25 protein-coding genes are annotated in these 21,334 nt (G+C 41.3%); 16 read left to right on the top strand and 9 right to left on the bottom strand.

All coding sequences use genetic code 11. From position 1 onward, the window contains the following. Positions 1–34: 34 nt before the first annotated feature. Entirely contained in the window at positions 35–262 is a 228-nt protein-coding gene (locus tag AN391_RS09120; protein ID WP_004586108.1) for a hypothetical protein, read from the top strand. 8 nt (positions 263–270) lie between these two features. Here AN391_RS09120 and AN391_RS09115 read toward each other — a convergent pair whose 3' ends face one another. From AN391_RS09115 to AN391_RS09100, 4 genes are read right to left on the bottom strand one after another with little or no spacing between them, the layout of a single operon-like run. Further along, complete coding sequence (locus AN391_RS09115) at positions 271–771, bottom strand: DUF1543 domain-containing protein (protein ID WP_024033177.1); 501 nt, start codon at positions 769–771, stop codon at positions 271–273. Between the two features lie 20 nt (positions 772–791). After that, positions 792–2,141 (bottom strand): sigma 54-interacting transcriptional regulator, encoded by a 1,350-nt coding sequence (locus AN391_RS09110; protein WP_004586106.1) that lies wholly within the window; start codon positions 2,139–2,141, stop codon positions 792–794. 2 nt (positions 2,142–2,143) lie between these two features. Beyond that, the gene (locus AN391_RS09105; protein WP_054982762.1) at positions 2,144–2,665 is read right to left on the bottom strand and encodes a hypothetical protein; all 522 of its coding nucleotides are present in this window, start codon (positions 2,663–2,665) and stop codon (positions 2,144–2,146) included. 4 nt (positions 2,666–2,669) lie between these two features. Further along, a complete protein-coding gene (locus AN391_RS09100; RefSeq protein WP_055015118.1) occupies positions 2,670–4,121 on the bottom strand; it encodes a HAMP domain-containing sensor histidine kinase in 1,452 nt (483 codons plus the stop codon). 301 nt (positions 4,122–4,422) lie between these two features. On the opposite strand from AN391_RS09100, the gene AN391_RS09095 reads away from it, so the two are divergent. The 6 genes from AN391_RS09095 (at position 4,423) to AN391_RS20375 (ending at position 8,812) form a co-directional block, all read left to right on the top strand. After that, a complete protein-coding gene (locus tag AN391_RS09095) occupies positions 4,423–4,656 on the top strand; it encodes a calcium dependent protein (protein WP_004586103.1) in 234 nt (77 codons plus the stop codon). Positions 4,657–4,681: 25 nt separating this feature from the next. Continuing rightward, complete coding sequence (locus AN391_RS09090; protein ID WP_004586102.1) at positions 4,682–4,909, top strand: hypothetical protein; 228 nt, start codon at positions 4,682–4,684, stop codon at positions 4,907–4,909. 289 nt (positions 4,910–5,198) lie between these two features. After that, positions 5,199–5,435: a calcium dependent protein gene (locus AN391_RS09085; protein WP_024033183.1), complete on the top strand. Its 237-nt coding sequence runs from the start codon at positions 5,199–5,201 to the stop codon at positions 5,433–5,435. Positions 5,436–5,443: 8 nt separating this feature from the next. Further along, positions 5,444–5,680, top strand: coding sequence for a calcium-binding protein (locus AN391_RS09080; RefSeq protein ID WP_004586100.1), 237 nt, complete (start codon positions 5,444–5,446; stop codon positions 5,678–5,680). 131 nt (positions 5,681–5,811) lie between these two features. Then, the gene (locus tag AN391_RS09075; protein ID WP_055015117.1) at positions 5,812–7,488 is read left to right on the top strand and encodes an amidohydrolase; all 1,677 of its coding nucleotides are present in this window, start codon (positions 5,812–5,814) and stop codon (positions 7,486–7,488) included. Positions 7,489–7,577: 89 nt separating this feature from the next. Next, positions 7,578–8,812 (top strand): IS3 family transposase gene (locus AN391_RS20375; protein ID WP_152967894.1). Its coding sequence is split into 2 segments (ribosomal slippage): positions 7,578–7,929 and positions 7,929–8,812, totalling 1,236 coding nucleotides; the frame shifts between segments, so codons are not numbered across the junction. Between the two features lie 5 nt (positions 8,813–8,817). Here AN391_RS20375 and AN391_RS09060 read toward each other — a convergent pair. After that, positions 8,818–9,057: a YgjV family protein gene (locus AN391_RS09060; RefSeq protein ID WP_055015114.1), complete on the bottom strand. Its 240-nt coding sequence runs from the start codon at positions 9,055–9,057 to the stop codon at positions 8,818–8,820. Between the two features lie 485 nt (positions 9,058–9,542). On the opposite strand from AN391_RS09060, the gene AN391_RS09055 reads away from it, so the two are divergent. After that, positions 9,543–10,199: a Crp/Fnr family transcriptional regulator gene (locus AN391_RS09055; protein ID WP_055015113.1), complete on the top strand. Its 657-nt coding sequence runs from the start codon at positions 9,543–9,545 to the stop codon at positions 10,197–10,199. A 136-nt stretch (positions 10,200–10,335) separates the two neighbouring features. On the opposite strand, the gene AN391_RS09050 is transcribed toward AN391_RS09055, so the two are convergent. Together AN391_RS09050 and pepB are read right to left on the bottom strand one after the other, a co-directional pair. Next, on the bottom strand, positions 10,336–10,902 hold the full coding sequence (locus AN391_RS09050) for a phosphoribosyltransferase (RefSeq protein ID WP_055015112.1): 567 nt from the start codon (positions 10,900–10,902) through the stop codon (positions 10,336–10,338). A 182-nt stretch (positions 10,903–11,084) separates the two neighbouring features. Beyond that, positions 11,085–12,380, bottom strand: coding sequence for an aminopeptidase PepB (gene pepB, locus AN391_RS09045; RefSeq protein ID WP_055015111.1), 1,296 nt, complete (start codon positions 12,378–12,380; stop codon positions 11,085–11,087). A gap of 120 nt (positions 12,381–12,500) precedes the next feature. Between pepB and sfsA the strand changes: the two genes are divergently transcribed. The 8 genes from sfsA to AN391_RS09005 all read left to right on the top strand — a co-directional run bounded on the left by sfsA (position 12,501) and on the right by AN391_RS09005 (position 18,843). Next, complete coding sequence (gene sfsA / locus AN391_RS09040; RefSeq protein ID WP_055015110.1) at positions 12,501–13,217, top strand: DNA/RNA nuclease SfsA; 717 nt, start codon at positions 12,501–12,503, stop codon at positions 13,215–13,217. A 225-nt stretch (positions 13,218–13,442) separates the two neighbouring features. Further along, positions 13,443–13,886, top strand: a complete 444-nt coding sequence (gene dksA, locus AN391_RS09035) for an RNA polymerase-binding protein DksA (protein ID WP_004586092.1) — start codon at positions 13,443–13,445, stop codon at positions 13,884–13,886. A 16-nt stretch (positions 13,887–13,902) separates the two neighbouring features. Continuing rightward, positions 13,903–14,847, top strand: a complete 945-nt coding sequence (gene gluQRS / locus AN391_RS09030) for a tRNA glutamyl-Q(34) synthetase GluQRS (protein WP_055015109.1) — start codon at positions 13,903–13,905, stop codon at positions 14,845–14,847. A 234-nt stretch (positions 14,848–15,081) separates the two neighbouring features. After that, positions 15,082–16,413, top strand: a complete 1,332-nt coding sequence (gene pcnB, locus AN391_RS09025) for a polynucleotide adenylyltransferase PcnB (protein ID WP_055015108.1) — start codon at positions 15,082–15,084, stop codon at positions 16,411–16,413. A 4-nt stretch (positions 16,414–16,417) separates the two neighbouring features. After that, a complete protein-coding gene (folK, locus tag AN391_RS09020) occupies positions 16,418–16,903 on the top strand; it encodes a 2-amino-4-hydroxy-6-hydroxymethyldihydropteridine diphosphokinase (RefSeq protein WP_055015107.1) in 486 nt (161 codons plus the stop codon). A 30-nt stretch (positions 16,904–16,933) separates the two neighbouring features. Then, entirely contained in the window at positions 16,934–17,728 is a 795-nt protein-coding gene (gene panB, locus AN391_RS09015; protein ID WP_055015106.1) for a 3-methyl-2-oxobutanoate hydroxymethyltransferase, read from the top strand. Beyond that, positions 17,728–18,576 (top strand): pantoate--beta-alanine ligase, encoded by an 849-nt coding sequence (gene panC / locus AN391_RS09010; protein ID WP_055015105.1) that lies wholly within the window; start codon positions 17,728–17,730, stop codon positions 18,574–18,576. Before panB ends, panC begins: the two co-directional genes overlap by 1 nt. Positions 18,577–18,606: 30 nt before the next feature. Continuing rightward, positions 18,607–18,843, top strand: a complete 237-nt coding sequence (locus AN391_RS09005; RefSeq protein WP_055015104.1) for a hypothetical protein — start codon at positions 18,607–18,609, stop codon at positions 18,841–18,843. 91 nt (positions 18,844–18,934) lie between these two features. Here AN391_RS09005 and AN391_RS09000 read toward each other — a convergent pair whose 3' ends face one another. Both AN391_RS09000 and phoR read right to left on the bottom strand, forming a co-directional pair. Next, positions 18,935–19,900 (bottom strand): PstS family phosphate ABC transporter substrate-binding protein, encoded by a 966-nt coding sequence (locus AN391_RS09000; RefSeq protein ID WP_055015103.1) that lies wholly within the window; start codon positions 19,898–19,900, stop codon positions 18,935–18,937. 115 nt (positions 19,901–20,015) lie between these two features. After that, a complete protein-coding gene (gene phoR, locus AN391_RS08995; protein ID WP_055015102.1) occupies positions 20,016–21,323 on the bottom strand; it encodes a phosphate regulon sensor histidine kinase PhoR in 1,308 nt (435 codons plus the stop codon). Positions 21,324–21,334: the final 11 nt, after the last annotated feature.

The raw sequence follows: 21,334 nt of genomic DNA, 5'->3' as shown, positions 1-21,334 counted from the left end.
TAGCGCTTTATTTTAAGCCATAGCCTTATACTCAATGAAAAATCATTCATCAAAAAAAGAACTTATGCTACTGCCTATATTACTTGTGGTTATTGTAATGTGCGTGGCGGGTCACTTTTTACTACAGGCTAACTTTCAAGATAGCAACATGGTTGAATACATGTTGGCAGCGCTGCCCTTTGCGATGTTTGGCCTAGTTATTGTGGCATTTAAAATGGCAGCTAAAAGCGAAGCCAATGAGCAAAGCGAGCAAGACTCTTAATTTTACTATTAAAGAATATAATAGCCAAACCAATCTGGTTTTATTGGTTGAGCATGCCCACTTGGCGTAAGCTTAATATTTAGTTGGCTGTCGAGCAGGTCTATAGCAAAACAGTCATCTACATCATGTAAATCATCTTTATGAATATGGCTAAGGCCTGCAAGCAAGTCGCTTTTAGCGCGCTGCTTGGCCTCTGCAGCACTACTGGCAACATACAATGCAAAGTCGTGTTGCTCAGCCATAGAGTCGCTTCTGTAAGCGCCTAAATTAACAAAATACAGCTGCTTATTTTGCTCAACGTAGGTATCAACGACTTCTACTTTATAACCGTCGATATGGTTAATTGCCATGTAGCTGTCCATATGCACATTGTTTTTATCGCCCACCCATTGGCTTTTTAGCTTTGAATAAGTTTGCTCAATGCTTTGCCCTACGACAAAGCGAATATCGTGCATTTCTATATGGCAGCCTTGAATTCGCCCGCCCAGATACACCATAAATAACTGCATTTAATAACCTTACTCTTAAATTACACTAAATTATCGACATCAATATTGTGTTTTTTTATTAACTTATAAAAATCCGAACGATTACGTTTGGCAAGCTTTGCGCCTTCGGCTACGTTACCGCCGGCCATTTTGAGGGTGTTTATTACATAATCGCGCTCAAACTCTTTTTTGGCATCATTTAGAGAAAGCGGCTCTGCACTGGCTTGGTTTGAGTTAAGTGCGTTTAACACTAAGTGCGCAGAAATTACCTCGCTGGCGCTCAATGCTACCACTTGCTCTACAACGTTTTGTAGCTGGCGAATATTCCCAGGCCAGTCGTAACGTACCAGCGCATGCATGGCATCGTTTGCAAAGCGCTTTTCTTTTTGGTTCATACGTTTAGCAATACTTGCGCTAAAGTGCTGGGCAAGCAGGCTTATGTCTTCTCGGCGCTCACACAGCGGCGGTAATTTTAAATTAACAACATTTAGGCGGTAGTATAAATCTTCCCTAAATTGTTGATTGCTAATCGCATCGGGTAAATTTTTGTGAGTGGCCGATACAATGCGCACATCAATAGGAATCTCTTCTTGAAAGCCCACCGGGCGTATGGTTTTTTCTTGCAGTACACGCAGTAACTTAACTTGTAAATTAAGCGGCATATCGCCAATTTCATCTAAAAATAAGGTGCCGCCTTGAGCTTGCTGAAATAAACCTTGGTGATCTTTCACCGCCCCTGTAAAGGCGCCTTTTTTATGGCCAAATAATTCTGACTCTAAAAGCTCCCCAGGCACTGCGCCACAGTTAATGGCCACAAAAGGTCCTTCGCTTACATGGCTGTGTTGATGAATCGCCTGAGCCAGCAGCTCCTTACCGGTACCGCTGGCGCCAGAAATAAGTACATTTACTTGGGTTGGCCCCAGTAATTTTACTTGCTCAAGGAGGTGTAACATAGCGCCACTGCGCGTTACTATATTGCTTTTTTGGGGCGATTCTTCTGCGTTTACGCCATGTATTTCAATGGCTTTGGCTAGGCTGTCAAACAGCTCGTCTTTATCTACCGGTTTTGTAATAAACGCAAAAATGCCTTGTTTTGTCGCCTCCACCGCATCGGGTATAGAGCCATGCGCTGTCATCATTATAACCGGCAGTGCTGGGTAGCGGCTTTGTAATTGGCGATGTAAGGCCATGCCGTCCATTTCGTCCATACGCAGGTCTGTTATAACTGCATCAAACACTTGGTTTTTAAGAATTTGTAATGCAAGTATGCCGCTTTCACAGGTTGTTACTTCATACCCTTTAGACTCGATTCTTAGCGCGAGTAATTTAAGTAAACTTGCATCGTCATCAACGAGTAATACTTTTGCACCTTGTGGTGTGTGTGTTGCCATAATTACTGCTCCTTAGTGTCTTCGCGTAGTAACAGCTGCTGCTCTATGGTGGCTAAAGACGATAACGTTTGCTGCATTTTGTCATTTAACGCCTGCTGCTCTTTTAGGGCATTTATTTGCCGAGTAACATGCTGCTTTTGAAGCCATAAATATTGTTTTATTGGCTCAGGCCAAAAGTAGGCTAAATCGAGTTTTTGTAATCGTGTCATTACCTCCTCTGGTGCACTTGAGGTGTTAACACACATGAATTTAAAAAAACGTTTTAGCTCTTTTTCACCTAAATAAGTATGTAGGCTTGGTTTTACTTTAAAACCGCCACATTGATTAGCATGCCATGCAACAACACGTTCTGCGCTGGGGTAAACGGGGTCACTTTTAGGGCGCTTTTTAGGATTTGGCACCGCATTTTTTGCAGGCTCTACCTCCTGCGACACTGCTGCTGTTTGTATGTTATTTGTTTCACACCCAGCTAAAACAACCGTACTACTGAGCACACATAAAATAGCTATTAAACGCGTACGCATGCTATTAAACTCCTTGATTATTTAAAGGTATTTTTATTGTAAATAAGCAGCCTTGGGGCTGGTTATGCTCAACACTAAGCTGGCCTTGTAACTGCTCAACCGAATCTTTTACTATGGTTAAACCTAAGCCACTGCCTTGCAGCGTAACATCTTTATTATGCTTGCCTTGGTAAAATGCGCTGAATATCTGGGTTTTTTCTTGCTCTTTAATACCACAGCCTTCATCGCGCACTTGTATTGTTAGTAGCTTTTGCTCAAGTGCTAAGGTTACATCAACACTTTGCCCTGTATTTGAAAATTTTAACGCATTAGAAATGAGCTGAATGAGGGTCATTTCTATCAGCTCTGCGGGTAATGCAAGTGGCTGTTTTGTTATGCTGTTGTGCCAATTTAAGCGTTGCTGCTTAGCCGTTAAGCGGTGCTCAAAATGGCTGTTTATTTTATTTATTAAATTGCCAAATTCGACTTCGCTAACGCTGTCTTTACTGGTTCTGATAGCGTTATAACTAAGTAGACTGTCAATCATAGTGCGCAGACGCACCATAGATTGGCTAATAAGCTCAAGTACGGCTTGCTGCTCTTTTGTAATGGGGCCGACTATTTCATCGCTAAGTAAATCGGTGCCCTCGACCATTGAAGCCAACGGCGTTTTAAGCTCGTGGGTTACATGGCGTAAAAAGGTATCTTTTTGTTGCTCAAGCATATGTAACTGCTCTTGTACCCATTGTAGTTTTTCGCCTAATTCCACCAGCTCACTTGAGCCTTGCACTGCAATTTTTTGCTGCCAGTGGCCTTGCCCTAGTTTATCTATTACCGACGTAAGCCCTTTTAAGCGCTTACTTATGCGCCATAAAAAGCCTCCACCCACTAGTAAAGTAAGCGGAATAAGCGCCACTAACCAGTTAATAAACGAGCTTTGTAAAGTACTTAATTCACTTTGGTTGTTTTGTATTTGTGCTGCATTCGTATCGCGCAACCACACAGTAAGCTCAGCCACTAAATCGCTAATAGGCACAAACAATGCAGCATCTTGTTGGTTGTTTTCAATTAAAGCTTGATGAGTACTACGCAATGTTGTTGCTAAGCGTCGCCACTGCATAGTGTATTGCTGTGTGGCACTGGCTTGGCTGAGCGTGTCGATTGTTTGTAAGGAGGATTGCCATTTTTCATTTATTAACGTGTCGAGCGACTCGCTTTTTAACACCCAGTTTTGTCGCGTTGCCCGCTCTAGGCTATTAAGCTCTTGCTTTAAAAAATTAAACGACTTAGTAACTTGGTAATTATTACTGACGATAAGCTGGGTAACAGCAAGCTGTTTGTTTAACGCATTTAAAAAAACAATAACCACCAAACTAAGCGGCAGTAACGACAGCAGCATACTAATTATAAACTGACCTATTAAGTTAGGCCGCCAATTAAGCATTGCACGATACTTTTTAGCCAACGTTACAGGCATTATCATTTCCTTTTATTATTTTAAGCGCCCTATTTTAGTTACTTACCTTATACTCTCGCTGAATCAACTTCTATATTTAACCCAATATATCCACTTGTTGCTATTTAGCAACACGCTAAGCTATTGATAACTCTATTAACTACTAATAGCACGTACCGCCTGTTGCAAAAATAACACACATTTAAGTAAAAAATTCCGACCAGCGCCCCACAAGTAATTTAACCCATTGATTTTAAACACCTATTTAAATTGGCACTATTTTTGTAATAGTGAGAGCAACTTTAATCAATAAGGAAATTAAATGAACAACCGCTTTTTAGTAATTTTACCCATGCTGGCTTTTGGGTTTATGGGCACAGATGCAATAGCTATGGACGTTCAAGCTACATTTAATGAGCTAGATAAAGACAGTAACGGCACACTTAGCGAATCAGAAGCGGGTGAAGATGCCGTACTACACGAAAACTTTTCACAAATAGACACTAACCAAGATGGCCAGTTGTCGCTAAGTGAATTCAAAAAGTTTATTCAGTAAATTCATTTAATTAGGGAACATGATTATGAAACAACTTATCGCAGCATTTGCATTAATGTTTTTAGCCATTAGCGCCACGGCTTTAGCCTCTTCTGTCAACATTCGCTTTGCTCATTTAGACAAAGATATGGATGGAGCAGTATCGCTTGCAGAAGCCAAACAAGATAAAGAAGTAATGAGGCAATTTGCCGATTTAGACGAAAACCAAGACAAGAAAATTTCTAAAGAAGAGTTTCAAAATTTTAAACCTTAATTGTGATTAAGCGCTTTAATAACAAACTCAATAGTAACGATGTTTAAGTCTTTTTCTCTGGCTAGAAATTTTAAGCAGTTAGCGCTAAAGCTGACTGCTTAAAATAGATTTATTATCCACAGCTGAAGTTAATTAAGTTTTACTTAAGCTTTTACCTAGTAAGGTAGGTTTCAAAAGCATTTGCCATAATCCCTGAGGGAATGTGTAAACGGATTTAATGTTGGGAAGTTAAATTATGGCAAGTGCTTTTTTTATTAATCTACAAACACTGTATGTTGGAAGGAAAACCATGAAGTGTGTTTTTTTTAGTGTTATCGCTATTACTATGATCAGCTTTAATGCTGTTGCGTTAGATGTTAAACAACGTTTTGATCACCTTGATGCCAATAAAAGCGGCTTCTTAACAGAAGACGAATTAGAGCCACAGCCTCAGCTACTCAGCACCTTTACTCGCTGGGATAAAAACCAAGACAAACAAATCTCGCTTCTTGAGTTTAAAGACTATTTAACCAATAACCTTTACTGAGTATAAGTATGAAGACCGTAAGCTATTTAGCGCTTGTTGCGCTGGGCCTTTTTAGCGATGTCAGCCTTGGCCAAAGTACAGAAGTTGCCGATAAATTTGAAAAGTTTGACCGTAACCACGATGGCTTTTTAACCCGTTCAGAAACTGCCATTGACCCCGCCCTTTGGTCGCGTTTTTCAAGTTATGATAAAGATAAAGACGGCAGACTTACCCTTTCGGAATATGGCATATACGCCAGTAAGTAACTCTTTTTTATAAGCGTAAGCGCTAAATTTTTAACAGCCCTTACGCTTTTAAGCTATCTACCTCAACATATTGGTATTCTAAAAGTGAGTTTGCTAGTGTTATTTTACTAACAATAAAAAATAACCAACTTATGCAACTCAAAAAACTATTTAACCCACTACTGCTTGCCGGCTTATTTGTAAGCAGCACTGCGATTGCGCAAACGCAGGTCATTTACAACGCTAATGGTTACACTCCCTTGTACCAAGGTGGTATTCAAACGTTTTCTACTTTAGTGATTAAAAACGGTAAAGTTGTTAAAACTGGTGATGATACGCTTAAAAACACTTTTCCTGATGCCACACTTATTGATGCCAAAGGTAATACGTTACTGCCAGGGTTGATTGACGCTCACGGGCATGTAATTGGCCTTGGCGATAACTTATCGCAACTTGATGTACGCGGCGCTAAATCGGTCGCTGAAATAACCACAAAGCTAGAACAATTTGCGAAAAATAAACAAGGCTGGATACTAGGGCGAGGCTGGAACCAAGAGCTGTGGAGCGACACGCGCTTTCCTACCGCCAAAGACTTAGACAAAGTAGTCAATGACCGTCCAGTGGTACTTTCGCGCGTTGACAGCCATGCAATTTGGGTTAACAGCAAAGCCTTAGAGCTGGCCGGTATTATCGCAGCCACTCAAGCCCCTGACGGCGGCGAGATTATTAAAGATGAATTTGGCAATCCAACCGGTATTTTTGTTGATAAGGCCGAGTCGTTAATTACCCAGCATATGAGCGCTCCTTCTAAACAAGCTATAAGCGACTCGTTAGATGCCGCAGGCGCGCACTTATTAAGCTTAGGCATTACCTCTACTCACGATGCCGGTATTGATAAAACCACCTGGGAAGTTTACAAAGAGCGCAGCGAGCAAGGTAATTTGCCACTAAGAATAGTCGCCATGCTAAGTGCTGCTAGCCCCGATTTAAAGCACATGCTTAAAGCAGGGCGCTATCAAGATGCAGCATCGTTTATGTCTATCCGCAGTGTAAAAGTATATGCCGATGGCGCATTAGGCTCGCGCGGGGCTGCGCTAATTGATGACTACGCAGATAGAAAAAACCACCACGGCCTAATGCTAGAAACCCAAGCCAAGCTTGAAGAATTATTTACTTTAAGCTTCAAAAATGGCTTTAGCGCCAACACTCATGCAATTGGTGATAAGGCAAATAAAGTGGTACTTGATGCGTATCAAAACGTGTTTAAGCAAACGGGCGGTATGTTACTGCGTAACCGTATTGAACACGCGCAAATAGTCACCCCTGATGACATTCCGCGCTTTAAAGCACTTAAAATCATTCCATCTATGCAGCCTGTGCATGCCACCTCAGATATGCATATGGCTCAGCAGCGCTTAACCGATAACCAATTACAAGGCGCATATGCATGGCAAACATTTTTAAAGCAAGGCTCTGTGATTGCAGCAGGCTCTGACTACCCAGTAGAGCTGGCAAACCCTTTTGATGGCTTGTATTCAGCCATTACCCGTATGGATCATAATATGCTGCCTGAGAAAGGCTGGCGCGCAAGCGAAGTGCTAAGCCGCGAACAAGCCTTAAGAGCGTTTACCCTCGGCGGCGCGTATGCAGCGCACCAAGAGTTTAAAATAGGCAGCTTAGAAAACGGAAAATGGGCAGACTTTATTTTAATAGACAAAGACTACTTTAAAGTCCCTGTCGATGAGATTTATAAAACACAGGTTTTACAGACTTGGGTAGCTGGAGAATTACGCTATGAAAAAGAAATCGAAGAAGAGAAAATAGATTAAGCGTAAAAAAGGGAATGCTTATGCATTCCCTTTTTCAATATTAACTTTGTCTTGTCCTGAAATGTGTTTACACATTTAGGACTTATTTTATGAAAACCACTAAAACTAAAGACGTTAAGCGTACTCAGCGAGATTATACATTAGGCTTTAAATTATCTATTGTTGAGCAAGTAGAAAAAGGCGACTTCACCTATAAACAAGCGCAAAGTCATTACGGCATTCAAGGCCGCAGTACCGTTCTGGTATGGCTGCGAAAACATGGTAAATTAGATTGGTCTAAACCAACTTATATAGCCAACATGCCTAAATCGAAAGAAACCCCAGCACAAAAAATTAAACGTTTAGAGCGCGAGATAGAAGAGTTACGCCTAAAGGGTTTAATCAAAGATGAAATGATTAATATTATGGATGAAGAATATGGAGCGGGCTTGCGAAAAAAGTACATATCCGAGCTATCACGCGCGCAAAAGAAAACCATCAAATAAAGCTTACTCCGTTATGCCGTGCATATGGCGTAACGCGACAAGGTTACTATCAAGCTATGCGCAGAATAGATGCTCGGAATAAAGAATTGGAGCCAGTCAAAGAATTAGTGATGTACTGGCGGCAATTCATGCCTCGTATTGGTGGGAAGAAACTTTATCTGATGATAAAGCCAGACCTGCAAGAGCGTGGCATTAAACTAGGTCGTGATTGTTTTTTTGATTATTTGAGAGAGCATGACTTTCTTGTAAAACCAAAGAAAAATTACACTAAAACAACAAACAGTAACCATTGGATGCGCAAGCATCCCAATTTACTAAAGGAATACATGCCTACTGCGGCCGAGGAAGTCTTCGTTAGTGACATTACATACGTAAAGTCAGCGCAAGGCGTGCATTACCTATCGTTAGTCACTGATGCTTACAGTCGAAAAATAATGGGTTATGAGCTGAGTGATGAAATGAAAGCAACCGATGTAGTCAGAGCATTAGAAATGACAATTAAGCAACGCGTATATAAACGTGATGCCATTCATCATTCAGATAGAGGTTTACAATATTGCTCGGAAGTATATCAAAATGCGCTATTAAAAGAGGGCATTAGACCATCGATGACCGATGGGTATGACTGTTATCAAAACGCATTAGCAGAGCGTATTAACGGGATATTAAAGCAAGAGTTTTTACTGTATAAATGTCGCAATATGGCAGAGTTAAAACAGCTCGTTGAAGAATCGATATTTATATACAATGAAATGCGACCGCACTTAAGTTTGGATATGAAAACACCAAATCAAGTGCATAAAAAAGACCTGGCGCTTTCGCACCAAGTCTTTCATTAAAACCGTCAACCTATTTCAGGACGGGACACTTTAGGCTGTCGGTAGAGCTTTATAATATGGTACATATTTACCAGCGCTAATAAGCCATTAGTAAACGCAACAGGCACTGCACCAATAGCCACACCGTAAATAGTAAATACAATACAACCAAACATATTATACCAACGCAGTTTTACTACATCGGTCATTGTTAACGATGCAACCAAGAAAGCTGATGCAATATAACCTAAATATTCCCAACTCAATTGTTCTCTCCTACCCTTTAGGTTAGCATTACGCTAATGCTAACGTGTGGCACTTGTCAGTGTTACAACGTTTAATACCAATGCGCAATAATACTCAATCATTTTGCGGGGCTAAACGTGTCGCTACCTGTGTTAAAAAATGCTCATTTACGACTGCATGGATGCAGAAGGTAGAGCAATGCAGGAGCAATTGCCGAGAACGACTAAATAGCGATTTTTTGCCTAGCTATCAACACGTTCTCCTAGCCTTAAAATTGATCACTAAATTAGGCGATTGGTATAAAATAAAAAAACTAACTTGCTTAAAAAACCTTAAAAAGTATATTGGTTGTAGCCAATAGCTTCCTAAATCATTACACGGGAAATGAAGGTATTACGTACTTAGCAAGGCTAGATACAGTAGCAAGTTAGCGTAAATTCTTAGAGCCTTAATAATATCGTCATTAAGGTGTAATAAATAGGACAATTGTCCGAAGAGCATATTGATGTTTCAATACCATTTTTCTAGTTACCTTGTTGAACAATTACTCACTTTTGCAGGGAGTAGCTATCAACAATCAAAAAAAGAAGTGCTGATCCACCAAGATCAACCACTTAGTAAACTTGTGCTGGTGCGCAGCGGAACTATTTCATTTAGTTATGATGTAGGTAACGGACGCCGCCTATTATTAGGCCAATTAGATTGCAATAATACGCTAATTGGTGAAATAGAAGCGCTTAACAATAATCCCTGTATTTATACAGTGACCTGTTTTAGTGATGTAACTTATAACTTGATAGAGCTTCGTCACTGGCGAGCTTTACTACTCGAAAAGCCAGAGCTTAGCTTGTATACAGCGCAGACTATTGCAGCAAAGTTCCAAGAAAACCAAAAAGTTAATTTAGATAAGCTACTACTACCTTTAAGCTACAACATTGCTAAAGACTGCTTATTACGAGCTGAGAACAATAATCCTACGCTATTGCGCGCATACCCAACCGTTAACGCTGAAGCAGAGCGTTTTGCAACCACTGAGCGAGCTTATCGCCGCGTAGTGACTGAACTGGTCGAAAAAGGCTTAGTACAACGCAGCTCTCACGGGTTAAAAGCGGTCGATACGCAAAGCTTGAGTGATTATGTAGACAGTTTTGCGCAGCTGTAAAACACGCAACCTTTTAAAAATCAATCAGAAAAAAAGGCCCTAAGGGCCTTTTTGTAATATTAATTAGTTAAGCGTTAACTCTGGCCGAAAATACTTACATCAGTGTAGTTTAATTCGCCACTTAGCCCTGTCGCGATTACTTATCTAATAAAATATCTTGGATGTTTACTAAATCAGATTTACCTTCAATGATTTCATCTGGCGTTAAACCCGATAACTCATGCGGGAACACTAACCACTCTTCTGATTCATGAATAAAGTAATCTGGCACCATGTCTACTTTTGAGTTTTTTGGCTTATAGTAAGGGCATGCTACGCGAATATCACGAGGTAGATTTAAACGCATAAGTTCAGAAAGCTTTTCTTTTAATGCAAAAATACTGCGCCCAGAATCAAACACATCATCAACAATAAGCAGTGAGTCACCTGCATTTGCGTTTTCTACAATGTAATGTAAACCGTGTACTTTTATTTCTTTAGATTGCTTGCCAATACCGTAATAAGACGACGTACGCACCGCAATGTGGTCCGTCTCAATGCCTTTATAATCGTAGTATTCTTGCACAGCAATACCAATAGGTGCACCACCTCGCCAAATACCAATAATAAAGTCTGGACGAAAGCCATCTTTATAAACTTGTGCCGCTACGCGGAATGAATCTTCAAGTAGCTGTTGAGCTGTGATGTAGCACTTATCTGACATAGTTTAGAACCCCAGTGGTGAGTATAACATTTGAGTGTAGGCGCTTTAGCCAATAATTAAACACCCAAACAGGTATTGGCGAAGGATTTTACCGTAAATAAAAATAAATTGCTTGCCTGCAAATAGCAAAATAGGCACCAATGGGTGCCTATTTTATGTATTAAACGCTTAGTTACGTACTATTAAGCTTTTTCTAACAATGTACGAGCTACTGTACGCATTCCTTGCGTTGTTGCACCGGCTGCCCATTGACTAGTGCTACCCATATTAAATGCAGCAGCTAAATCTATGTGTACCCAACCTTTACCATCGTTTGGTACAAAGCGAGATAAAAAGCCTGCAGCATTTGAAGCGCCGCCGTAACCACCGCCTTTTTGAGCGCGGCTATTTGCCGTATCAGCGTATGGTGATGGGCAGTTTTGCTGGTGCCATTTTTCAAGAGGTAGAGGCCATGCGGCTTCCATTTCTTGCGAGGCAAAGTCTTCTACTTCGCGAACCAGCTCTTTATCAAGGGCAAATAAAGCATTGTACTCCTGACCTACAGCCACTAATGCAGCACCGGTTAGTGTTGCCGCATCAATAATTAGCTCTGCGCCAGTTTCGCCCGCAGCCATGAGGCCATCGGCAAGTACTAAGCGCCCTTCAGCATCGGTGTTAACAATTTCTACCGTAGTACCATTTTTATAGGTTAAAATATCACCTAGTTTGTAAGCATGGCCCGAAATTAAGTTCTCAGCACAGCATAAAAACAGCTTAATACGTTTTTCTATGCCGCGGTTAATGGCAAGCGCTAAACCCGCTGTTACGGTTGCCGCGCCGCCCATGTCGCACTTCATGCCTAGCATACCTTCGCTCGATTTAATTGAGTAACCGCCAGAATCAAACGTGATACCTTTACCTACAAGCGCGGCACTTACCGGCGCGTTTTCATCGCCTGTTGGGTTGTAATCAAGCTCAAGTAAAACGGGTGGACGCTCAGAACCACGGCCTACTGCATGAATACCAATCCATTGCTGCTCTAATAACGCATCACCTTTAATAATTTGGTAACTTACGTGCTCAGGCGCTAACGATTGTATAAATTCTGCGGCTTTTTCGGCAAGGCTCTCAGGGTAAATGTCATCGGCAGTACCGTTAACCATTTCTCTTGCCCACGTAGCTGAGGCTTTTAAATGCGCAAGCTCTTTTAGATCTGATTGTGCGTTATCAACAAACTTAACCCCGTCTAGTGATTTAGGTGTTACAAAGCCTTGATAAAAAGCCCATTGGCTTTCAGTGCACCAAGTATCGCCCGCAAGCTCAACCTGTTTAACACCTTGATTTGCGATTGTTCGCGCTGCTTTTTGAACATTTTTTAATGTTTCTTGTTCAGATAAATGAACCGTGGCACCTTGCTCATTAAAAGATAATGTCGCGTTTTCGCCCCAATGGCTTGGTGCTGCTTGTTCGCTCAGTTGAACAACAAATTTTTCACTCATGTTAGAATACCCTTACACTTAAATGTGCCACCGAGTTTACTATAGTGAGTACAAGTTCCCAACAGCTTGAGATAAATAACATAAACCAGCGTGCTAGCCGCGTTTAGCATTGGAATTTAAATGAAATACACCCCCGTTTTACAGCCCGCCACGTTATTAAAACGCTATAAACGCTTTTTAGCCGACCTAGCACTTAACGATGGAACTGAATTTACCGCCCACTGCGCCAACACCGGTAAAATGACAGGTTGCGCAGAGCCTGGCTTTAATGCGTTTTATTCAACCAGCGATAACAGTAAACGAAAATACCCGCATTCATTAGAGCTTACTCAAAACACCCTCTCACAGTTAATATGTGTTAATACCGCCGTGGCAAATAAAGTGGTTGAAGAGGCTATCAACAATCAAGTTATTACAGAGCTTAACGGCTATGAGCAGCTACAAAGTGAAGTAAAATACGGCAGCGAAAATAGCCGTATCGACTTTTTACTTACCAGTGACAATAAACCCGCTTGCTATGTAGAGGTAAAGTCAGTCACTTTACTAAGCGAAACCGATCCCCACAGTGGACAAGGCTACTTCCCCGATGCACAAACCGTGCGTGGGCAAAAGCACATTCGCGAATTAATAGAAATGATCGAACAAGGCCACCGAGCAGTATTATTGTTCGCTGTTTTACACCAAGGTATCAATACCGTGAGTGCCGCAAGCCATATAGATAAAAAATACAGCGATTTACTAAACCAGGCGATTAAAAAAGGCGTGGAAGTATACGCTTACAAGGCATCTATTTCGCCAAGTGAAGTAACGCTCAGTGAGAAAGTGGCCTTTAAATAAAAAATTAACTTGCTTTTAAACTTTATGCCCATATAACTAGGCAAGTTTAAATACCGAAATAACGATTAATAAAGCATCAAAATTAAAATATGAGCCTTTTTAGTCAACACACTGGTTGAAGCTAATTCGATTAATTAAAAAATAAATTTGCCTAGGGTATAAGATTCTGCTATTTATACCGCCGGCTAATGCTGAGGCATTAAATTAAGGATTTAGGAGAGAGTTATGCCAGACCAACAAAGACATGGTTTATTGGCTCAAGCCGGTTTAGAACCATACCAAGAAAAGCCGGGCGAAGAGTATATGAATGAAGCACAACGTGCTCATTTTAAAGCGATTTTAGAAGCGTGGCGTAACGACTTACGTAATGAAGTTGACCGCACAAAATCGCATATGCAAGACGAAGCTGCCAACTTTCCTGATCCAGTTGACCGCGCTGCGCAAGAAGAAGAGTTCTCTTTAGAGCTTCGTACTCGCGACCGCGAACGTAAACTGATCAAAAAAATTGAAAAAACAATTATCTTAATTAAAGAAGATGATTTTGGCTTTTGTGAGTCATGCGGAATCGAGATTGGTATTCGTCGTTTAGAGGCGCGCCCAACTGCAGATTTATGCGTAGACTGTAAAACCCTTGCAGAAATAAAAGAAAAACAAGCTGGACGCGGTTAATTAAAATTAGTTAACTATGTCTCCTACAGCCGTTACCACGCCAAAGCGTGACTATCGCGGTCGATTTGCACCGTCTCCTTCTGGGCCACTTCATTTTGGCTCACTTGTGGCGGCTGTGGGCAGCTACCTTGATGCTAAAGTAAATCAGGGTAAATGGTTAGTCCGCATTGAAGATATAGACACCACTCGTGTGGTAAAAAATGCCGACGCCGATATTCTAAATACCTTACAAGCCTACGGCCTATATTGGGACGAAACCGTTGTTTATCAAACACAGCGACTATCCCTTTATCAAGAGATAACAAACTCACTGATACAACAACACTGTGTATATGGTTGTCGCTGCTCTCGCAAACAAATAAAAGCTATAGGTGGCATTTACCAAGGTCACTGCAAAGCGCTTAACTTATCAACAGAGCAAGGCGCTCTTCGCCTAAGACAACAGCATCCAACATGCCATTTTAATGATTTAATTCAAGGAAGCATTACTGTTAATAGTGCCTTAGCCCATGAAGATTACATAATAAAGCGCAGTGACGGTTTATTTGCTTATCAGCTAGTGGTGGTTATTGATGACATTGAGCAAGGTATTAACCGTGTAGTGCGTGGCGCCGATTTAATCGAGCCCACAGCACGGCAAATCAGTTTATTTAAACAGCTTAATGCACCCATTCCCCAATACGCGCATTTACCCCTTGCGGTAGCCGAGCCTGGCTTTAAACTCTCTAAACAAAATTACGCGCCCGCTATTAGCACAGACAACCCAAAGCCTGCGCTGATTGATGCATTTGAATTTTTAAATTTACCTGTGCATAGCCAATTGCACGATTTGTCTGTAGAGCAATTAATTGCATGGGCTATTAACGAATTTAGCTTAACTGCAGTGCCCAACATACCCGAAATTCAAATTTCGCAAGGTCAGCACCCAAACAGCACTAAATTTACGCATTTAAGCAAATAAAAATCTTAAAAACGGCTTAATTTCAGTCCATCAACTTAATTTTTATACCGCGCTGGTATATGATAGCCGCCTAAATAGAGGCTATTTACAATACATTTAAAGCACCGCACTATAATACCTAATTTAGGTGCTTTTTTATTGCGATGACCAGCCAATCATCATTTCTGTAGGAGACAGATTATTATTTCCAAGCTTTTTCAATTTTGCAGGCAAATAATCGGCCCAAATGCCGATGTGCAAAGCACTCAAACAAGTGATGAACCGGTTGTTATAACACGCGGTGAACATGGTATTTCACGTAAACAATTTAGCCCAAATGCAATCAAAGTACTTTACCGTTTAAAAGACGGTGGTTACGACGCTTACCTTGTAGGTGGTTGTATTCGCGATATATTGTTAGGTCAACAACCTAAAGACTTTGACGTAGTTACCAATGCCACCCCTGAGCAGGTTAAAAAACTATTTAGAAACTGTCGCCTTATTGGCCGCCGCTTTCGCTTAGCACATATTGTTTTTGGTCGCGAAATTATAGAAGTAGCTACCATGCGCGGGCACCACGAAGCGCAAGAAGCCAAAAACCAAATTAGCCAATCAAGCGAACATGGACAGTTATTGCGTGATAACGTATTTGGTAGCATTGAAGAAGACGCCGAGCGCCGTGATTTTTCTATTAACGCACTGTACTACTCGATTAACGATTTTTGTATATACGATTACGCCAATGGCTTAGCGGCCATTCAAGCAAAACAAATTGAGTTAATTGGCGATCCCGAAACACGCTACCGCGAAGACCCTGTTCGTATGCTGCGTGCGGTACGCTTTGCAACCAAGCTTGATATGAGCATAGCGCCAAAAAGCGAAAAGCCAATTACCGCGCTTGCCAGCCTACTTGATAATATTCCGCCAGCGCGTTTATTCGAAGAAGTTTTAAAGCTGTTTTTAAACGGTAAAGCCGAAGCTAACTATTTAATGCTACGCCAATACGGCTTGTTTAAGTCGTTATTTCCAGTGCTTGATAAAATTTTAGATAAAAACCCCGACGGTTTAGAAGCCGCGTTTATTCAACAAATGTTTCAAAACACTGATAAACGTATTAATGCTGATAAAAAAGTCACCCCTGCGTTTATATTTGCTGCTTTACTGTGGTTTCCGCTGCTTGAGCGCACAACTAAAATTAAACAACAAGAACAGCTGTCTTACTTTGACGCCTTTGCGCAAGCCATGAATAAAGTACTGAGCGAAAATGCCCAGCATATCGCAGTACCAAAACGCTTTACATTAGGCGCTCGCGACATTTGGCATATACAGCAACGTCTAGATAAACGTGCCGGCCAACGTGCTTACAGACTTACCCAGCAACCACGCTTTAAAGCCGCTTACGACTTTTTATTATTACGCGTTGATGCCGGTGAGCAACAACATAGTGAGCTTGCCCAGTGGTGGACCCAGTACTTAAGCCAAGATATAAACGGCCAAAAAGACATGGTCAAGAATCTAGGTCATCAAGGTGGGCCAAAACCACGTAAGCGCTCACGCCGCCGCACCACTAAAAAGCCGTCTGAGTAATTGTATGCAGTGTGTATATTTGGGTTTAGGTGCCAACCTAAACTCACCCAAAGAGCAGCTTGATAACGCCATTTGTGCGCTTAAAAAGCTGCCTCATTGTGAATTTGTAAGTGTATCGCATTACTACGCGAGCAAACCCATGGGGCCACAAGACCAACCCGATTATGTAAATGCCGTAGCGTGTATTAAAACCGCGCTTGAACCAGAGCAATTACTTGATTTAACACAAGCCATAGAGCTTGAACATGGGCGAGTAAGAAAAGCCGAACGTTGGGGGCCACGTACGCTTGATATAGATACCTTATTGTTTGGGCAGCAAATTATTAGTACCCCACGCTTAACGGTGCCTCATTATGGCCTGTGCGAACGTGAGTTTGTAGTTTACCCTTTACTAGAACTTGCCCCAGAACTGATTTTACCTAGCGGCATTGCATTAAAAACTATTGCACAAGATTTACCGCTCAACGACTTACAACAATTACCTCTGTAATTAACCAAGGCTTATGCCTGCGAGGATATTATGTCTAAAATAACCGTTTCTACTTTAAATAAAATGAAAGCAGAAAATAACAAAATCACCGCATTAACCGCATACGATGCTAGTTTTGCTAAGTTATTTCATGATAACGGTGTGGACGTTATTTTAGTTGGCGACTCTTTGGGCATGGTGCTGCAAGGTGGCGACGATACCCTTGGCGTAACCAATCAAGATATAGCCTATCATACCCGTTGCGTACGCGGTGGCAGCCGTGAGCTTTTTGTTATAGCCGATATGCCCTTTATGAGCTATTCAAGCGTTAGCGACACTTGTAAAAATGCAGCAGAGTTAATGCGTGCAGGCGCTAATATGGTAAAACTTGAAGGCGGTGAATGGCTTTACGACAGTATTAAAAGTTTAACGCAGCAAGGTATTCCTGTTTGTGGTCATTTAGGATTAACGCCGCAATCAGTGCACGTATTTGGTGGCTTTAAAATTCAAGGCCGTGAAGACGACAAAGCGCAAAAAATGATTGATGATGCAAAAGCCCTAGAAGCGGCAGGCGCCCAATTATTAGTGCTTGAGTGTATCCCAAGTGCGCTTGCTAAACGTATTACCGATGCCGTCACTATCCCTACTATCGGTATTGGCGCAGGTAATGTAACGGATGGCCAAATACTGGTAATGCACGACTTAGTCGGTATTTCGGCAGGATACATTCCTAAATTTTCTAAAAACTTTTTACTCGAAACCGGCAACATGCCAGATGCAGTTAAAAAATATTGTACAGACGTTAAAAGTGGCGCATTTCCAAGCGCCGAACATGAGTTTAAATAATGCAGTCAATTACTGAAATTAAATCATTACGTAGTCAAATTAAAGCGTGGCGCCAAGCAGGCTTAAGCGTGGCTTTAGTGCCAACCATGGGCAATTTACATCAGGGTCATTTTTCGTTAGTTGAAAAGGCAAAAACAATGGCCGACAAGGTGGTTGTGAGCATTTTTGTTAACCCAATGCAATTTGGTGCCAACGAAGATTTAGATAGCTACCCGCGTACGCTAAACGAAGACAAACAAGGCTTAGCCGACTTAAGCACAGATATAGTGTTTACCCCAAGCGTAGACACCATTTACCCAAATGGGCTTGGTGAGCAGAGCTTTGTAGATGTACCGGGCGTATCTATGGGGTATTGCGGCGGCACGCGCCCAGGACACTTTAGAGGCGTTGCCACGGTAGTGACTAAGTTATTTAATTTAGTACAACCTGATTATGCCTGCTTTGGCGAAAAAGACTTTCAGCAGCTGCAAGTAATTAAAACCATGGTACGCGATTTATCTATTCCAGTTGAAATTGTCGGTGTACCGACCATGCGCGAAGTGTCTGGCTTAGCTATGAGCTCGCGAAATGGCTATTTATCTGCAGAGCAAAAAGCCACGGCTACCGCATTATTTAAAACACTAAACAGCTGCGCTGAGCAGATCAAAGCAGGCAATACCGATTACAAAGCACTTGAGCAAAGCGCACAGCTTAGTTTAGAGCAAGCCGGCTTAAAGCCTGATTATTTTGAGATAGCTCAACGAGATACATTAAAAGCTGCTACACTTGATGATACACAATTAGTTATTTTAGCTGCCGCCTTTTTAGGCAATGTTAGATTAATCGACAACTTACAAGTTGAGATTTAACAAAAGCGCAGTTCAACGTTAAGGATAAGCATGCAAACATTTATTAAAACGAGTGCCCTCGCCCTGTCATTTTCATTGTTAGCAGCTTGCCAAAATCAAGTGAAAAACCCTGAGTTAAACCAATGCGCACAACAAAACTATCAGTGCGAAAATAGTTGCGATCAGCAATCAATTGACAAAGGTTTAAAACAGCAAGTGTGCTCTGCTAAATGTGTAGAAAGCTACAATCAGTGTAAAGAACAAGCGCAAAAGCTGACTGATTTATAATCGCTTTTTAATAAATTAGTCTTTTTACGCTTTAAAATTTTACACACAAAAAAACCGCTCATTGAGCGGTTTTTTTGTAGTTGGGTTTAAATTATAAACCTAACTTTTTAAGCTCTGCTTCTACTAACTTTGCAGAAAGCGGTACGTAACCATCTTTTTCAACGATTTTTTGACCGTCTTTAGAAAGTACCATTTTTAAGAACTCAGCTTCAATTGGTGAAAGCGGCTTATTAGGGTGTTTGTTCACGTAAACGTATAAGAAACGAGAAAGTGGGTATTTACCTTTAGCAACATTATCAAGCGTTGCATCTACGTAGTTAGTGCCTTTTTTAGATAAAGGAACCGTACGTACACCTGATGTTTTGTAACCAATGCCTGAGTAACCAATCGCGTTTAATGAAGATGAGATTGACTGTACAACAGAGGCAGAACCAGGTTGCTCATTTACGTTGTTACGGAAGTCACCTTTACACAGTGCTTTCTTTTTAAAGTAACCGTAAGTACCTGACACAGAGTTACGTCCGTATAATTGAATGTCTTTTGCAGCCCAGTCGCCCGTTAGGCCAACATCGCTCCAGCGGTTAACTTGCTCAGATGCACCACATTTACGTGTAGATGAAAAAATAGCATCTACTTGGTCAATGCGTAAGCCTTCGATTGGGTTATCTTTGTGTACAAAAACTGCTAAGGCATCAATTGCTACGCGTACTTCTGTAGGCTTATAACCGTAACGTTTTTCGAACGCTTCGATTTCTTTTGATTTCATTTTACGGCTCATTGGGCCCATGTTAGAGGTGCCTTCTGTAAGCGCTGGTGGCGCAGTAGACGAACCTGCCGCTTGAATTTGAATATTTACATTTGGGTAAATACGTTTGTACTCTTCAGCCCAAAAAGTCATCATGTTGGCTAAAGTATCAGAACCTACAGATGAAAAGTTACCTGAAACGCCGTTAATTTTTTGATATTCAGGCATTGCCTCGTCAAGAGCAACAGCCTGCGCAGATACTAATGTTGTAACAGCCACACCCATTGCGGCAACTAAGTTTTTAAATTTCATGCGGGGTTCTCCGATTTGTTCGTCCCATTTCCTAACTGTCATCTACTGTAAAGCGGGTAGATGACAGTTACATTACCCTTAAATGACACTTTTATGACTTTACTTTTTATTGTTTTTAGCTTGCCAACTTAACAAGCTTATCCTTTGAAAAAGCGAAAGAAAAACACGAACCTTTCCCAAGCTCACTGGTTATATTTAATTGACTATCATGACGTGTTAGCACATGTTTTGTAATTGCTAAGCCTAAACCTGAACCGCCAGTTGTGCGGCTCCTTGCTTTATCTACGCGGTAAAAGCGCTCGGTTAGACGATTTATATGCTCTGGTGCAATGCCATCACCATTATCATTCACACTAAAGTGCGCATACCCTTCTTTGCGCTGCCAGGTGACAATAATTTTTCCGCCCGCTTTAGTGTAATGTATAGCGTTAAACACTAAATTAGAAAACGCACTGCGTAGTTCATCTTCTGCGCCTTTAATATCAAGCTGATTATCTATATTAAAAATAAGCTCATGGCCTTTATCTTGGTTTATGGATTGCGCTTCGGTTTTAATATAATTGAGCATTTGCGGTACATTAATGGCTTTATCGTTATCTTGTCTACGCGATCCTTCAATACGCGAAAGAGATAAAAGCTGATTGACTAAGCTATCCATACGCTTACATTGCTCAAGCATGGTATTTTGGGCTTTATTCCACATTGCAGGCGGTGGCATCATATCGCCATCCATCATTTCAAGATAGCCAGTAACGACCGTTAGCGGCGTACGCAGCTCATGCGATACGTTAGCAACAAAGTCTTTACGCATTTGCTCTAGCTGTTTTAGGCGTGTTACATCACGTACGACCACCATAAGCTGTGTGTTGGCATACGGCATTACCCTAAACTCAAGCACTTGATCAACAATATGCCCGTTATCAAGCTCAAGTGGCTCTTCAAATTCACCGCGCAACATGTACTTGGCAAATTTAGGTTCGCGTATTAGGTTATCAAGTCGCTGGCCATGATCGGTTGGCCATTGCAGCCCCAATACCTTAAGTGCAAGTTGGTTACACCACACAATGCTTAAATCACTTTGCAGCACCACTACGGCATCGGGTACAGCTTCAGCGCCATCGCGAAAGCGACGAATTAAATCAGCCAGTTCATTGCGCTTTTTACGATTACGATGCTGTAAATGATAAATGCCTTCAAATACTTGTTCCCACGCACCTTCGCCCTCTGGCGGGTTAAAGCTACGTTGATTTAAAAGCCAATCACTTAAGCGATAAAGTTGATGATAATGCCAAACTAAAAGAGAAGATGTGCCTAAAAATAAAAGCAAAAATGGTGCACCTACAAGCACACCAATAAGTAATAGGGGTAAAAAATAGATAAACAGACGTTTTATTAACGCCTGTTTATTAATAACTCGATACATACACTCACTTT

Source organism: Pseudoalteromonas sp. P1-13-1a (genome assembly GCF_001401875.1).
In the GTDB taxonomy this organism is placed as follows: Bacteria; Pseudomonadota; Gammaproteobacteria; order Enterobacterales; family Alteromonadaceae; genus Pseudoalteromonas.
The sequence above is the reverse complement of the archived record's forward strand: the minus strand, read 5'-3'. Positions and strand labels throughout refer to the sequence as shown.

Coding starts and splice junctions, on each gene's coding strand:
- AN391_RS09000 (WP_055015103.1), bottom strand. CDS start 19,900: ATGAAATTTAAAAACTTAGTTGCCGCAATGGGTGTGGCTGTTACAACA.
- panB (WP_055015106.1), top strand. CDS start 16,934: ATGTCTAAAATAACCGTTTCTACTTTAAATAAAATGAAAGCAGAAAAT.
- AN391_RS09055 (WP_055015113.1), top strand. CDS start 9,543: ATGTTTCAATACCATTTTTCTAGTTACCTTGTTGAACAATTACTCACT.
- sfsA (WP_055015110.1), top strand. CDS start 12,501: ATGAAATACACCCCCGTTTTACAGCCCGCCACGTTATTAAAACGCTAT.
- AN391_RS09005 (WP_055015104.1), top strand. CDS start 18,607: ATGCAAACATTTATTAAAACGAGTGCCCTCGCCCTGTCATTTTCATTG.
- AN391_RS09105 (WP_054982762.1), bottom strand. CDS start 2,665: ATGCGTACGCGTTTAATAGCTATTTTATGTGTGCTCAGTAGTACGGTT.
- dksA (WP_004586092.1), top strand. CDS start 13,443: ATGCCAGACCAACAAAGACATGGTTTATTGGCTCAAGCCGGTTTAGAA.
- phoR (WP_055015102.1), bottom strand. CDS start 21,323: ATGTATCGAGTTATTAATAAACAGGCGTTAATAAAACGTCTGTTTATC.
- AN391_RS09080 (WP_004586100.1), top strand. CDS start 5,444: ATGAAGACCGTAAGCTATTTAGCGCTTGTTGCGCTGGGCCTTTTTAGC.
- pepB (WP_055015111.1), bottom strand. CDS start 12,380: ATGAGTGAAAAATTTGTTGTTCAACTGAGCGAACAAGCAGCACCAAGC.
- AN391_RS09110 (WP_004586106.1), bottom strand. CDS start 2,141: ATGGCAACACACACACCACAAGGTGCAAAAGTATTACTCGTTGATGAC.
- AN391_RS09050 (WP_055015112.1), bottom strand. CDS start 10,902: ATGTCAGATAAGTGCTACATCACAGCTCAACAGCTACTTGAAGATTCA.
- AN391_RS09100 (WP_055015118.1), bottom strand. CDS start 4,121: ATGCCTGTAACGTTGGCTAAAAAGTATCGTGCAATGCTTAATTGGCGG.
- AN391_RS09085 (WP_024033183.1), top strand. CDS start 5,199: ATGAAGTGTGTTTTTTTTAGTGTTATCGCTATTACTATGATCAGCTTT.
- AN391_RS09090 (WP_004586102.1), top strand. CDS start 4,682: ATGAAACAACTTATCGCAGCATTTGCATTAATGTTTTTAGCCATTAGC.
- AN391_RS09075 (WP_055015117.1), top strand. CDS start 5,812: ATGCAACTCAAAAAACTATTTAACCCACTACTGCTTGCCGGCTTATTT.
- gluQRS (WP_055015109.1), top strand. CDS start 13,903: ATGTCTCCTACAGCCGTTACCACGCCAAAGCGTGACTATCGCGGTCGA.
- AN391_RS09115 (WP_024033177.1), bottom strand. CDS start 771: ATGCAGTTATTTATGGTGTATCTGGGCGGGCGAATTCAAGGCTGCCAT.
- folK (WP_055015107.1), top strand. CDS start 16,418: ATGCAGTGTGTATATTTGGGTTTAGGTGCCAACCTAAACTCACCCAAA.
- panC (WP_055015105.1), top strand. CDS start 17,728: ATGCAGTCAATTACTGAAATTAAATCATTACGTAGTCAAATTAAAGCG.
- AN391_RS09095 (WP_004586103.1), top strand. CDS start 4,423: ATGAACAACCGCTTTTTAGTAATTTTACCCATGCTGGCTTTTGGGTTT.
- AN391_RS09120 (WP_004586108.1), top strand. CDS start 35: ATGAAAAATCATTCATCAAAAAAAGAACTTATGCTACTGCCTATATTA.